This window comes from Tistrella mobilis (assembly GCF_041468085.1).
Lineage (GTDB): Bacteria > Pseudomonadota > Alphaproteobacteria > Tistrellales > Tistrellaceae > Tistrella > Tistrella mobilis_A.
On sequence record NZ_CP121017.1, the window covers coordinates 1,385,878 to 1,398,305 of the forward strand.

Below are 12,428 nucleotides of genomic sequence, written 5' to 3' on the forward strand. Positions count from 1 at the left end.
GTTATCCTGGTCCCCGAACAGCGCGATCGAGGCAAGATGTCACGGCTTCTCGACTTTCTCGGCTCCAACGTCCTGCTGCTCGATGGTGGCATGGGCAGCCAGCTTCAGGCGCGTGATCTCAGCGTCGACGGCGACTATTGGGGCAAGGAGAACTGCTCCGAAATCCTCAACCTCTCGCGTCCTGACATCATCCGCGATATCCACATCGCCTATTTCGAGGCGGGGGCGGATGCGGTGGAGACCAACACCTTCGGCGGCTCACCGATCACGCTGGGGGAGTTCGACCTCACCGATCAGGCCTTCGAGATCAATGTGAAGGCCTGTGAGCTGGCGCATGAGGCGGCCGAGCGGTTCAAGGGCGATGGCCGCGAACGCTTCGTGATCGGCTCCATCGGGCCCGGCACGCGGCTGCCGTCGCTTGGCCATATCGATTACGACCGGATGGAGGCGGCCCTCACCATCCAGGCCCGGGGTCTGATCGCTGGCCGTGCCGACGCCTTCCTGATCGAAACCTGTCAGGACCCGCTGCAGATCAAGGCGGCGGTGAATGCGGTCAAGATCGCCCGGGCGGAAGCTGGCGTCGACCTGCCGATCATGGTTCAGGTGACGGTGGAGACCGTCGGCACGCTGCTGGTCGGCACCGACATCGCAGCGGCCACCGCCATCGTGGATGCGCTCGATGTGGATGTCATGGGGCTGAACTGCGCCACCGGCCCGCAGGAGATGCAGGAACACGTCCGCTATCTGTCGCAGACCTGGCGCAAGCGGATCTCGGTGCTGCCCAATGCCGGCCTGCCCGAACTGGTCGACGGCCGCACCCATTATCCGCTGGGCGCGCGCGAACTGGCCCAGTGGCTGGAGCGGTTCATCGTCGAGGACGGCATCGACATCGTCGGCGGCTGCTGCGGCACCGGGCCGGACCATATCCGGGCGATCGACGAGATGCTGCGCCGTCGCGGCGGTGCCCGACATCGTCCGGCGCCGGTGAAGCGTGAGGTGAACTGGATGCCGGGGGCGGCCTCGCTGTTCGGCTTCGTGCCGTATTTCCAGGAAAACGCCTATTTCTCGATCGGCGAGCGCTGCAACGCCAACGGTTCGAAGAAGTTCCGCGAGATGCAGGATGCCGGCAACTGGGACGGTTGCGTCGGCATGGCGCGCGAGCAGGTGAAGGAGGGCTCCAACGCCATCGATCTCTGCGCCGCCTTTACCGGCCGCAACGAGATCGCGGACATGACCGCGCTGACCACGGCCATGCGCGGCTCCGTCTCGGCGCCTCTGGTGATCGATTCGACCGAGCTCAACGTCATCGAGACGACGCTGAAGCTCTATGGCGGCAAGCCGATCATCAACTCGATCAATTTCGAGGATGGCGAGGAACCCGCCCGGGCGCGGCTGGCCCTGGCGAAGAAGTTCGGCGCCGCCATGGTCGCACTGACCATCGATGAAGAGGGCATGGCCAAGACCGCCGATCGCAAGCTGGCGATCGCAGAACGGCTCTATGCGCTCGCGGTCGATGAATACGGTCTGGCGCCCGAAGACCTGCTGTTCGACCCGCTGACCTTCACCATCGCCACCGGCAACGAGGATGATCGCAAGCTCGGCATCGAGACGCTGGAGGGCATCCGGCTGATCCGCGCGCGTTTCCCGCGCTGTCAGATCATCCTCGGCCTGTCGAACATCTCCTTCGGTCTGAAGGCGGCGGCCCGCCATGTGCTGAACTCGGTCTTCCTCGATCATGCGCTGAAGGCCGGGATGAGCGGGGCGATCGTGCACCTCTCGAAGCTGATGCCGCTGCACAAGATCCCCGAGGACGAGGTGAAGGTCGCCGAAGACCTGATTTTCGACCGGCGTGCCGACGGCTACGACCCGCTGATCTCGTTCATGGCGCTGTTCGCCGACCGCAAGGCGGAGAGCCAGGCCACGAAGGTGCGGCCCGAGACGGTGGAAGAGCGTCTGAAGCTCCGGATCATCGACGGCGACCGCGAGGGGCTGGGCGCGGATCTGGACGAGGCGATGGCGAAGATGCCGCCGCTTGAGATCATCAACACCGTGCTGCTCGACGGCATGAAGGTGGTGGGCGAGCTGTTCGGTGCCGGCAAGATGCAGCTGCCCTTCGTGCTTCAGTCGGCCGAGACCATGAAGGCTGCGGTCGCCTGGCTGGAGCCGCATATGGAGAAGGTGGAGGGCGAGCAGAAGGCGACCATCGTGCTTGCCACCGTCAAGGGCGATGTGCACGACATCGGCAAGAACCTGGTCGACATCATCCTTACCAACAACGGTTACCGGGTGGTCAATCTCGGCATCAAGCAGCCGGTGGCCTCGATCATTCAGGCGGCGCGCGAGCACAGGGCCGATGCGGTCGGCATGTCTGGTCTGCTGGTCAAGTCGACCGTGATCATGCGCGAGAACCTGGAAGAGATGACCCGCGAGGGGCTGGACGTGCCGGTGCTGCTGGGCGGTGCCGCGCTGACCCGCAAATATGTCGAGGAAGACTGCGTCGCCGCCTATGGCGCCGGCCGTGTCGCCTATGCCCGCGATGCTTTCGACGGGCTCAGCCTGATGAATGCGGTGGTGGACGGGCGGTTCGATGCGGTGCTGGACGAGGCGAAGCGCAAGCGTGAGGCCCGGCCGTCGAGCATCCGGGGCCCCAAAAAGCGCGCGTCGAGCGACGAGGACATCAAGGCCATGTTGGACCGGCCGGTCGATTTCGACGAGATCCGGCTGCGCCGTTCGGAACTTCATGGCGGGATCGAGGTGCCCGTGCCGCCCTTCTGGGGCGCGCGGGTGATCGAGCACGTGCCGCTGAAGTCGGTCGTGCCCTATCTGAACGAGACCATGCTGTTCCAGTTTCATTGGGGCTACAAGCGCGCCGGCCGCAAGCCGGCCGAGTTCGAGGCCTATGTGAAGCAGGAACTGTGGCCGAAGCTCGAAGCCCTGCTCAAGACCTGCGCCAAAGAGAAGATCCTGGATCCGCAGGCGGCCTATGGCTACTGGAAGGCGGCGGGCGAGGGCAATGATCTGGTGCTGTTCGAGACCGACGGCACCACTGAACTCGCCCGTTTCCGCCTGCCGCGGCAGGATCGCGAGGGCGGGCTCTGCGTCGCCGATTTCGTCCGCGACATCTCGGACCCGGTGCGTGACGTGATCGGGTTGCAGGTGGTGACGGTCGGCCAGCATGCCTCCGACGTCGCCCGCGACTGGTTCGCCGCTGATCGCTATCAGGATTATCTCTACCTCCACGGTCTGGGGGTGGAGGTCGCCGAGGCGATGGCGGAATACGTCCACAAGCGGATCCGTGCCGAGCTCGGCTATGCCGCCGAGGATGCGCGCGAGATCGACCGCATGCTCAAACAGGGCTATCGCGGCTCCCGCTACAGCTTCGGCTATCCGGCCTGTCCGAACCTTGCAGATCAGCGGGTGCTGCTGGAGCTGCTGGGCGCCGATCGCATCGGCATCCAGATGGGCGACGAGGATCAGCTGCACCCCGAACAGTCCACCTCGGCCATCGTGCTGCTGCACCCGCAGGCGAAGTATTTCTCCGTCTGACAGGGGACCAGACGCCAAGGACCGGCCCCCGCTGCAACCGGGGCCGGTCTTTACTTTTGTCCAGTGCTGCACGCCATGGTTGATAATCTGCGCAGCGGTTCCGTGACGATCGGCCGCAGCCCGGGGTGGGCCATTGCATCGAACGTCATGAATCCACCGTTGAACCGCGCGGCCGTCCGGGTGATAAGGGAAGAAGGGGACCGGCATGGGATACCAGCCTTGCCGATCCGGGGGGCCCTGAAGCCGGTGGGTGATCATCTTCGCCGGTGGATGTCTGGACAGGTTTGCCGGACCGTGGGTGCACTGCGGCATGTGCGGTGCCAGATGCAGTGGCGTATGGAACGGCGTTCCACGAAATCGCGGACTTGGCAAACAAAGTTACCTGAGGCAAGAATAACTGCCTCATAATATTGCTGCACCGCAGCGTCGGCGGCGTCGGGGCGCCGCAGAGACAGAACGAGGGCCGGAGAGACCATGAAGATCGCAGTTCCGAGGGAGAGCCGCGCGCACGAGAAGCGCGTCGCGGCGACCCCCGAAACGGTCAAAAAATATCGCGACCTGGGCTTTGAGGTCGTGGTGGAGGCGGGCGCCGGGCTGGGGGCCGCCATCACCGACGATGCATTCAAGGCAGCGGGTGCGGAAATCGCCGCCGATGCCGCGGCGACGCTGGCCGGGGCCGACCTTGTGCTGAAGGTGCAGGCACCCGACGAGGCCGAGACCGCGGCCTTGCCCAAAGGCGCCACTCTGGTCGCCATGCTCAGCCCCTACACCAATCGTGATCTGGTGAAGCGGCTGGCGGAGGCCGGGGTGACCGCCTTCGCCATGGAGCTGGTGCCGCGCATCACCCGCGCCCAGTCGATGGACGTGCTCTCGTCGCAGAGCAACCTTGCGGGCTATCGGGCGGTGATCGACGCGGCAGCCGAGTTCGGCCGCGCGATGCCGATGATGATGACCGCGGCCGGTACCGTGCCGCCGGCGCGCGTGCTGGTGCTGGGGGCGGGCGTCGCCGGCCTGCAGGCGATTGCGACCGCACGTCGCCTGGGCGGTGTCGTCTCGGCTTTCGACGTGCGCCCCGCCGTGAAGGAGCAGGTCGAAAGCCTGGGGGCCAGTTTCGTCGACGTGCCGAGTGACGAAGCGGCCTCCGCCGAGACCAAGGGCGGCTATGCCCGCGAGATGAGCGACGCCTACAAGGCCCGCCAGGCGCAGGTGCTGGCTGATCATGTGAAGAAAAACGACATGGTCATCACCACCGCCCAGATCCCCGGCAAGCCGGCCCCGGTGCTGATCACCGAGGAGATGGTGGCGTCGATGAAGCCGGGTTCGGTGATCGTCGACCTGGCGTCGGAAACCGGCGGCAACTGCGCGCTCACCCGCCATGGCGAAGTGGTCGAGACCCCGGGTGGCGTGCGCATCGTCGCCTTCCCGAACGTGCCGGCGCGGGTGGCGGTGAATGCTGCCCAGCTTTACGCCAAGAACCTGCTGACCTTCGTGACACTGATGGTCGACAAGGAAACCAAGGCGCTGAAGGTCGACACCGCCGACGAGATCATCGCCGGTACGCTGCTGACCCGGGGCGGCGCCGTGGTGCATCCGAACTTCAAGGAGGCCGAGTGATGAGCGCGCTCGACCAGCTTCAGTCCGCCGCCGACGCCAATGTCGAGGCGGCCAATGCCAGCCTCGACGCCGCGCGTCAGGCGCAGGCCGAAATCGCCCGCCTCGCCGCTGAAGGTGCTGCCGCCCATGGTGGCGTCGATCCGCTGGTGCTTGGCCTGACCGTCTTCGTGCTGGCGATCTTCGTCGGCTATTACGTGGTCTGGCGGGTGACGCCGGCGTTGCACACGCCGCTGATGGCGGTCACCAACGCCATCTCGGGCATCATCGTCGTCGGTGCGATCATCGCCGCCGGTCCCGCCACCTTCGGCTTCGCCACGGTGATGGGCTTCCTGGCGGTCACGCTCGCCTCGGTCAACATCTTCGGCGGCTTCGTGGTGACAAACCGCATGCTGCAGATGTTCAAGAAGAAGGGCTGAGGGCGGAACCGTGAACGCAAACCTTTCCTCGCTCCTTTATCTCGTCGCCGCCGTCTGCTTCATCATGGCGCTGAAGGGGCTGTCCTCTCCGGTCAGCGCCCGCAACGGCAACCGCATCGGCATTGCCGGCATGGCGCTGGCCGTGCTGGTCACCCTGTTCCAGCCGGGTGTCGAAAGCTACTGGCTGGTGGTGCTGGGCGTGATCATCGGCGGTGCCGTCGGCACGGTCATTGCGCTGCGCATCCAGATGACCGCGATGCCGCAGCTGGTTGCGGCCTTCCACAGCCTGGTCGGCCTCGCTGCGGTGTTCGTCGCCATCGCCGCCTATTACGCGCCTGAAGCCTATGGCATCGGCACTGCCGGCAGCATCAAGGTCAACAGCCTGATCGAGCTGTCGCTGGGCTCTGCCATCGGTGCGATCACCTTCACCGGCTCGATCATCGCCTTCGGCAAGCTGCAGGGCATCTTCAAGTCAGCGCCGGTGCGCTTCCCGATGCAGCATCCGATCAATCTGGGTCTCGGCATCGCCGTGATCGCGCTGATCGTGGTGTTCTGCCTGACCGAGGCGCCGGCGGCCTTCTGGCTGCTCACCCTCATCGCGCTGGCGCTGGGCATCCTGCTGATCATCCCGATCGGTGGCGCCGACATGCCGGTCGTGGTGTCGATGCTGAACAGCTATTCGGGCTGGGCGGCGGCCGGCATCGGCTTCACCCTGGAAAACCACCTGCTGATCATCACCGGTGCGCTGGTGGGGTCGAGCGGCGCGATCCTGTCCTACATCATGTGCAAGGGCATGAACCGCTCGTTCTTCAACGTGATCCTGGGCGGTTTCGGCACCGATGGCAGCTCGGCTGCGGCGGGTGGCCCCGACATGGGTGACCGCACGGTGAAGCAGGGCAGCGCCGAGGATGCCGCCTTCATCATGAAGAACGCCTCGTCGGTGATCATCGTCCCCGGCTATGGCATGGCGGTGGCCCAGGCGCAGCATGCGCTGAAGGAAATGGCCGACATGCTGGAGAAGGCGGGCGTCAAGGTGCGCTACGCCATCCACCCGGTCGCCGGCCGCATGCCTGGCCATATGAACGTGCTGCTGGCCGAAGCCAACGTGCCCTATGACGCGGTGTTCGAGCTGGAAGACATCAACCGCGACTTCGCCTCGACCGACGTGGCCTTCGTCATCGGCGCCAACGACGTGACCAATCCGGCGGCCAAGACCGACCCGGCAAGCCCGATCTACGGCATGCCGATCCTGGACGTCGAGCGTGCGGGCACGGTGCTGTTCATCAAGCGCAGCATGGCTTCGGGTTATGCCGGCGTCGAGAACGAGCTGTTCTTCCGCGACAACACCATGATGCTCTTCGGCGACGCCAAGAAGATGACCGAGGAAATCGTGAAGGCGATCGAGCACGCCTGATCCGGCACCGCCCGACCGCGTCCACGACGACGCATCAGACGACGAAAAACGCGGCCTCCGGAGACGGGGGCCGCGTTTTTTGCGCGAGGTGATCTTGTCTTTCACAATAAGTTGTACAATTAACTGTACAGAAAGAGGAGGGCGCCATGGACGTCGTGACATACAGCTATCTCAGGCAAAATCTGGCCCGCGTGATGGACGAGGTCACCGACAGCCATTCACTGACCGTCGTCAGCCGACGGGGCCGGGACGATGCCGTGGTGATGATGTCGCTGGCTGACTACAACGGCATGATGGAGACCCTGCATCTGCTCCAATCCCCCAAGAATGCCGAGCGTCTGGCGCGTGCCGTGGCTGATGTGGAAAGCGGCCGTTTCCTTCATCGTGATCTTGTGGATGAGCCGGTCCCGGAATGAGCATCCGACTGGTCTGGATCCAGGATGCGTGGGCTGATTATGTTCACTGGCAGCAGGCTGATAAGGCGATGCTCCGGCGGATCAATGATCTCGTTCGCGATGCTTTGCGGCATCCATTTGAAGGCATTGGGAAGCCCGAGCGGCTAAGGGGAGATCTTTCCGGATACTGGTCCAGGAGAATTGATCGGGAACATCGACTCGTCTATAAAGTGATTGATACAGACGATGGGATGGATCTGATCGTCATCCAGTGTCGTTACCACTACTGAAGCGCCTGCCCGCGCGGTCTGGCGTTCACGGCACGACGAAAAACGCGGCCTCCGGAGACGGGGGCCGCGTTTTTTTCGGTCGAGGGCAGGACCCGTGTCACACCGGCATCAGCACCGGCTCATCCCCCGCCACCGTGGTGCGGTACATCTCGCGGCGGGCGCCGTGATAGTCGCCGATCGGCAGGTGCAGCACCGATCGGTTGTCCCAGATGGTGAGCGTGCCCTGTTCCCAGCGCACCCGGCAGGTGAAGCGCGGGTCGACCGAGAGCTGGAAGAGGTAGCCGAGCAGGGCCTCGGCCTCGGCATCGGTGAAGCCGTCGACGCCGATGGTGTAGGCGGGGCTGACATAGAGGGCGCGGGCACCGGTTTCGGGATGGGTGCGGATGACCGGGTGCAGGCGGGTGGCCATGGCGGTTTCGCTGACCACGATGTCCATATTGGGCAGCCGGTCTGCCACCGCCTCGCGGCTGGCGGGGCCGTAGCCGCGCCGGGCGCTGTGCACCGCCTTCAGCGGTTCCAGCAACCGGACCATGGCCGGGCTCAGTGCCTCGCAGGCGCGGATCTGGCTGGCGAACATGGTGTCGCCGCCCCAGTCGGGCACGTCGTGACCATAGAGCAGGGTGAATGCCGGGGGCGTGTCGAGGAACGACCAGTCGCTGTGCCAGGCCTCGCCGAAGACATTGGGATGCACCTCGTCCGCCGTCTTCAGCAGGCGCAGCACATTGGTGAAGCCGGGCAGAGGGCGCACATAAGGATCCTGGCCGAAAGCGCCGAACCGCAGCGCCACCCGCTCCATGCCGGCCGGATCGAGGCTCTGGCCGCGAATGGCCAGCACCTGATGATGGACCAGGGCCGCACGAAGATCGGCGATGGCGGCATCCGGGGCCGTGGCGACGTCGATGCCGGTGATTTCGGCACCCAGCGCACCGGTCAGGGGCCGGGCCGTGAAATGGGCCGACGGGCGGGGCGCATTGCTGCGGGCGGTCGGCGGTTTGGCAGAAAAGAACGGGTTGGCGGTCATCGGGCAGTCCTCCCTTGGCGCGGGCCGGTTCGTGATGCCGGCCTCGATCTCTTGAGAGTGCGGCCGGGGCGCGGGGTTCGCCATGGCGGCTGCGGCCGGATTCTTGATAAAATCGGCCAGACTGACCGCTCAGGGAGGGATCCCATGGTTCATGCCGGCGATCGCCGGGATCCGGTGGGCGTGCTGAACATCCTGGAGATGGCCGGCGGGCACGGGCTCGACCCTGCGGCGCTGGCGGCTGGGGCAGGCCTGGATGCGGCCGGCCGGAGCGATGCCCCGGTTCTTGCCTGGCAGGAGCTGGCCCTGATCGAGGCGCTGTTGCGTGCCCTGCCGGACCAGGACCCTGCCCGGCTGGGGCTGGAGACCGGGTTGCGCTACCGGGTCTCGGCCTTCGGCCTGTTCGGCTGGGCGATGCTGACCCGTGCAGCCTTTGCCGATGCCCTGGCGCTCTGGGGTCGGCTGCCGACGCTCGGCCTGTCGTTCAGCGCGATCACGGCTCAACATCTGCCGGGACAACCGATCATCTTCGTCCTGGACGATCACGGGCTGGGCTCATTGCCGCGGGCGGTGCGTCGTTTTCTCGTGGCACGAGGGCTGGTGTCGACCGCCGTGCTCACCGCCGATCTGCTCGCGGCTCCGGTGATGCCGATGGCGGCAGAGCTGGGCATTCCGCCACCGACCGAGGCGTCGGACCGCGACCGCTTTCACGAGGTTCTGGGGCCGCATCTCGTCTTCGGCCGGGGCGGCGGGCACAGGCTGATCTATCATGCGGCGCTGGCGCGGCGGCCCTTGCCCTTTGCCCATCCCGTGGCGACGCGCACGGCGGAGCAGGCCTTTCTGGCCGAGGCGGCGCGGCGCGGTGCCGGCGGCCCGGTGGCGGCGCTGGACGTGCTGCTGCGCGATGATGCCGGGCCGCCGGTCGATCTTGTACAGGCCGCGCGCCGGCTGGCGATATCGGAACGGTCGTTGCGCCGCCGGCTTGCCGCGGCCGGGACCAGTTTCCGGCAAAGGCGGGATGTGGCGCTGGCCGAACGGGCACAGCGCCTGCTGGGCGAAGACATGCCGGTCGAACGGGTGGCGATAGCGCTGGGCTATGCCGATGCCGCCGCCTTCACCCGCGCCTTCCGCCGCTGGACCGGAGAGACGCCGGGGCGTTTCGCCCGGTCTCAGCCGCGCCGGTCGGCGATGACGGCATCCTCGACGACATAATCGGCCACGATGCGCAGATCGCGCAGATGGCGGACGCGCGCGATCGATTCGGCATAGAGCGGGTCGGCCTTGTAGGCGGCAAGGGCCGCCTCGTCGTCGAACTCGGCATAGACGATCAGATCGACATCCGACGACAGCGCATCGCGCTTGGTGTTGGTCCCGACCTCGAAGCGGCGGGCATGGGGAATGCCGCCCAGGATCGCGAGGCCGTCGCGCACCGCAGCGAGATCGGCCGGGGTCTTTGCGCTGAACATCACGATATGCCGGATCATCGGGCTTCCTTCACGACCGGGGGAGGGAGGGCGGCGCGGCAGGCGCCGGCGGAAGCTAGACCCGTCACCGGAATCCGGGCAACAAAAAACCGCCGCTCGCGAGGAGGGCGGTCTTTCGTAACGGCAGGCATGTCATGCCGCGGGCCGGTTCAGCTTCAGGGCATGCATCCGGTCGTCGGGGCGCGGAACGCGCCTGCTGCTCAGAGCAGGCCCTCGCGCTGCGCACGCTTCATCGCGAGCTTGCGGGCGCGACGAACGGCCTCCGCATCCTCGCGGGCGCGCTTCTCCGACGGCTTCTCATAATGCCGACGCATCTTCATCTCGCGGAAGATGCCTTCACGCTGCATCTTCTTCTTCAGCGCGCGAAGCGCCTGGTCGACATTGTTGTCGCGAACGATGACCTGCACCAAGTCTACACCCGTCTTGTCAGTCGATTGAAACCCGGTCCGGACGTCCTCCGTCCGGGCCCGTCGCGAAGCACCGCGACAGATCACGACCACCGAAACCCTCGGCGACCATCGGCCGCCTTTGGTACCGGGGCGACGGATGAAAGTCAAACCGATTCGACCGTTGCGAAACGAAAGCCGGCACGAGTGGCCTCCCAGCCTCTCGTCCCGAGATCCCGACGGCGTGCGTGTTTGTTCGAAACCGAGTATAGGGGAAAGGCTGCGCCCCGGCAAGGGTGTGCGGCCAGACCGGAAGAACAGGGAGATGCCAGATGTCCGCCAGCCCCGCCGAGGCCCGCTTCAGCCTCCGCCTGCGTGCCGCCGCCGAGCCCGACTGGAGCGCGGTGACCGGCCACCGCTTCACCGACGAGCTGATCGCCGGCACGCTGGATGATGCGGTCCTTGCCCGCTATCTGGTCCAGGATCACCGCTTCATCGACGCCTTCGTGGCCCTGCTGGGCGCGGCGATCGCCTCGGCCGACCGCTTCGAGGCCCGGATTCCGCTCTGCCGTTTCGCCGCCATGGTGACCAGCGACGAGAACGACTATTTCCTCCGGGCCTTCAACGCACTGGGCGTGGACGAGGCGATGCGGGCGGACCTGCCCGACCACCCGGCCACCGCCACCTTCAAGGCGCTGATGGCCGAGGCGCGGCTGACGGCCGATTATGCCTGCTGTCTGGCGGTGCTGGTGGTGGCGGAATGGAGCTATCTCTCCTGGGCAGAGCGGGCCGAAGGCCGGCTGCCGCCACGCTTCGAGCATGCCGAATGGATCACGCTCCACGACAACCCGTTCTTCCGGGACTTCGTGGGCTGGCTGGTCTCGGAACTCGACCGTGTGGGCCCCATGCTGGATGATGCGACCCGGGCGCGGGTCGAAGACCTGTTCCGGCGCGCCGTTGCGGCGGAACGCGCCTTCTTCGATGCCGCTTATGCGGCGGCGTGACCCGTTGACGGCACGGGGTTGCAACGCTAGCTGATGAGGCACGGTGCCGCGACGACCGCGCCGATCCTGAGGGAGACGGAAGATGACCGCAGACGACGGACGTACCCGCGACGAGCCTGGGGCCGACGACGACATCGGGGTTCTGCCGCCCTCGGATACGGAAACCAGCGGGGCGGGGGGGCTTGAAGCCGGCGTGCCGCAGCTGCTCCGCGACCGCGATGCGGTGCTGGAACAGGCGCTGCCCGATGTGCCCTTCGACGGCTGGACGGATGATCTGGTTCGCCGTGCGGGCCAGGCGGCCGGCTTCGACGCCGCCGCCACCCGCCGGCTGTTTCCGCGCGGGCGCATCGATCTGATCGTGCATTTCTGCGATTATGCCGACCGGCGCATGGCGGCGGAACTGGAGCGGATCGATCTGCCGTCGCTGCCGATCCGCAGCCGCATCACCACCGCCATTCTGGTGCGGCTGGAGCAGAACCTTGCCCATCGCGAGGCGATCCGCACCGCGCTCGGCCTGCTTGCCCTGCCGCAGAATGCCGCCCTCGGCCTGAAGACGCTCTATCGCACGGTCGATGCGATGTGGTGGGCGGCGGGCGACACCGCGACCGATTTCAGCTTCTACACCAAGCGCGCGACCCTGGCTGCGGTCTACAGCTCGACGCTCGCGGTCTGGCTGGACGACAGGAGCGAGGGCTTCGCCGATACCCGCGCCTTCCTGGACCGGCGCATCGCCGATGTGATGCGCATTCAGAAGGTCCGCGGCCGGGTGGAGAAGATGCTGCCCGATCCGCGCCGCTTCCTGCCCGGCGGCAACCGCTTCGCCGGTCGCAATTCCCTGCGGATGCGGGGGCGCTGAGCCCC

Annotated in this window: 12 protein-coding genes; 9 read left to right on the forward strand and 3 right to left on the reverse strand. The window is 66.3% G+C overall.

What is annotated here, in order from left to right; translation table 11 throughout:
* The first annotated feature begins 36 nt into the window (after positions 1-36).
* The 6 genes from metH to P7L68_RS12110 all read left to right on the forward strand — a co-directional run bounded on the left by metH (position 37) and on the right by P7L68_RS12110 (position 7,675).
* Positions 37-3,546: a methionine synthase gene (gene metH, locus P7L68_RS12085; protein WP_372005645.1), complete on the forward strand. Its 3,510-nt coding sequence runs from the start codon at positions 37-39 to the stop codon at positions 3,544-3,546.
* Between the two features lie 474 nt (positions 3,547-4,020).
* Positions 4,021-5,160 (forward strand): Re/Si-specific NAD(P)(+) transhydrogenase subunit alpha, encoded by a 1,140-nt coding sequence (locus P7L68_RS12090; RefSeq protein WP_372005647.1) that lies wholly within the window; start codon positions 4,021-4,023, stop codon positions 5,158-5,160.
* Positions 5,160-5,576: an NAD(P) transhydrogenase subunit alpha gene (locus tag P7L68_RS12095; RefSeq protein ID WP_372005649.1), complete on the forward strand. Its 417-nt coding sequence runs from the start codon at positions 5,160-5,162 to the stop codon at positions 5,574-5,576. The genes P7L68_RS12090 and P7L68_RS12095 overlap by 1 nt, the downstream gene beginning before the upstream one ends.
* Positions 5,577-5,640: 64 nt before the next feature.
* Entirely contained in the window at positions 5,641-6,990 is a 1,350-nt protein-coding gene (locus P7L68_RS12100; protein WP_372006829.1) for an NAD(P)(+) transhydrogenase (Re/Si-specific) subunit beta, read from the forward strand.
* 146 nt (positions 6,991-7,136) lie between these two features.
* Positions 7,137-7,406, forward strand: a complete 270-nt coding sequence (locus P7L68_RS12105; RefSeq protein ID WP_372005652.1) for a type II toxin-antitoxin system Phd/YefM family antitoxin — start codon at positions 7,137-7,139, stop codon at positions 7,404-7,406.
* The gene (locus P7L68_RS12110) at positions 7,403-7,675 is read left to right on the forward strand and encodes a Txe/YoeB family addiction module toxin (RefSeq protein WP_372005654.1); all 273 of its coding nucleotides are present in this window, start codon (positions 7,403-7,405) and stop codon (positions 7,673-7,675) included. Before P7L68_RS12105 ends, P7L68_RS12110 begins: the two co-directional genes overlap by 4 nt.
* Positions 7,676-7,772: 97 nt before the next feature.
* On the opposite strand, the gene P7L68_RS12115 is transcribed toward P7L68_RS12110, so the two are convergent.
* Positions 7,773-8,696, reverse strand: coding sequence for a TauD/TfdA dioxygenase family protein (locus P7L68_RS12115; RefSeq protein WP_372005656.1), 924 nt, complete (start codon positions 8,694-8,696; stop codon positions 7,773-7,775).
* Positions 8,697-8,840: 144 nt separating this feature from the next.
* On the opposite strand from P7L68_RS12115, the gene P7L68_RS12120 reads away from it, so the two are divergent.
* The gene (locus tag P7L68_RS12120; RefSeq protein WP_372005659.1) at positions 8,841-9,905 is read left to right on the forward strand and encodes a helix-turn-helix domain-containing protein; all 1,065 of its coding nucleotides are present in this window, start codon (positions 8,841-8,843) and stop codon (positions 9,903-9,905) included.
* Here P7L68_RS12120 and P7L68_RS12125 read toward each other — a convergent pair.
* Together P7L68_RS12125 and rpsU are read right to left on the reverse strand one after the other, a co-directional pair.
* Entirely contained in the window at positions 9,863-10,177 is a 315-nt protein-coding gene (locus tag P7L68_RS12125; RefSeq protein ID WP_062768238.1) for a Dabb family protein, read from the reverse strand. The genes P7L68_RS12120 and P7L68_RS12125 overlap by 43 nt on opposite strands.
* A gap of 200 nt (positions 10,178-10,377) precedes the next feature.
* Positions 10,378-10,584: a 30S ribosomal protein S21 gene (rpsU, locus tag P7L68_RS12130; RefSeq protein WP_014744351.1), complete on the reverse strand. Its 207-nt coding sequence runs from the start codon at positions 10,582-10,584 to the stop codon at positions 10,378-10,380.
* 311 nt (positions 10,585-10,895) lie between these two features.
* On the opposite strand from rpsU, the gene P7L68_RS12135 reads away from it, so the two are divergent.
* The gene (locus P7L68_RS12135; protein ID WP_372005662.1) at positions 10,896-11,567 is read left to right on the forward strand and encodes a TenA family protein; all 672 of its coding nucleotides are present in this window, start codon (positions 10,896-10,898) and stop codon (positions 11,565-11,567) included.
* An 82-nt stretch (positions 11,568-11,649) separates the two neighbouring features.
* On the forward strand, positions 11,650-12,423 hold the full coding sequence (locus tag P7L68_RS12140; RefSeq protein ID WP_372005665.1) for a COQ9 family protein: 774 nt from the start codon (positions 11,650-11,652) through the stop codon (positions 12,421-12,423).
* Positions 12,424-12,428 lie beyond the last annotated feature (5 nt).

Excerpts from the sequence above, each read along its gene's own strand:
- P7L68_RS12125 (WP_062768238.1), bottom strand. The coding sequence starts at position 10,177 with ATGATCCGGCATATCGTGATGTTCAGCGCAAAGACCCCGGCCGATCTC.
- P7L68_RS12140 (WP_372005665.1), top strand. The coding sequence starts at position 11,650 with ATGACCGCAGACGACGGACGTACCCGCGACGAGCCTGGGGCCGACGAC.
- P7L68_RS12135 (WP_372005662.1), top strand. The coding sequence starts at position 10,896 with ATGTCCGCCAGCCCCGCCGAGGCCCGCTTCAGCCTCCGCCTGCGTGCC.
- P7L68_RS12110 (WP_372005654.1), top strand. The coding sequence starts at position 7,403 with ATGAGCATCCGACTGGTCTGGATCCAGGATGCGTGGGCTGATTATGTT.
- P7L68_RS12100 (WP_372006829.1), top strand. The coding sequence starts at position 5,641 with ATGGCGCTGAAGGGGCTGTCCTCTCCGGTCAGCGCCCGCAACGGCAAC.
- P7L68_RS12105 (WP_372005652.1), top strand. The coding sequence starts at position 7,137 with ATGGACGTCGTGACATACAGCTATCTCAGGCAAAATCTGGCCCGCGTG.
- P7L68_RS12095 (WP_372005649.1), top strand. The coding sequence starts at position 5,160 with ATGAGCGCGCTCGACCAGCTTCAGTCCGCCGCCGACGCCAATGTCGAG.
- P7L68_RS12120 (WP_372005659.1), top strand. The coding sequence starts at position 8,841 with ATGGTTCATGCCGGCGATCGCCGGGATCCGGTGGGCGTGCTGAACATC.
- P7L68_RS12090 (WP_372005647.1), top strand. The coding sequence starts at position 4,021 with ATGAAGATCGCAGTTCCGAGGGAGAGCCGCGCGCACGAGAAGCGCGTC.
- P7L68_RS12115 (WP_372005656.1), bottom strand. The coding sequence starts at position 8,696 with ATGACCGCCAACCCGTTCTTTTCTGCCAAACCGCCGACCGCCCGCAGC.
- metH (WP_372005645.1), top strand. The coding sequence starts at position 37 with ATGTCACGGCTTCTCGACTTTCTCGGCTCCAACGTCCTGCTGCTCGAT.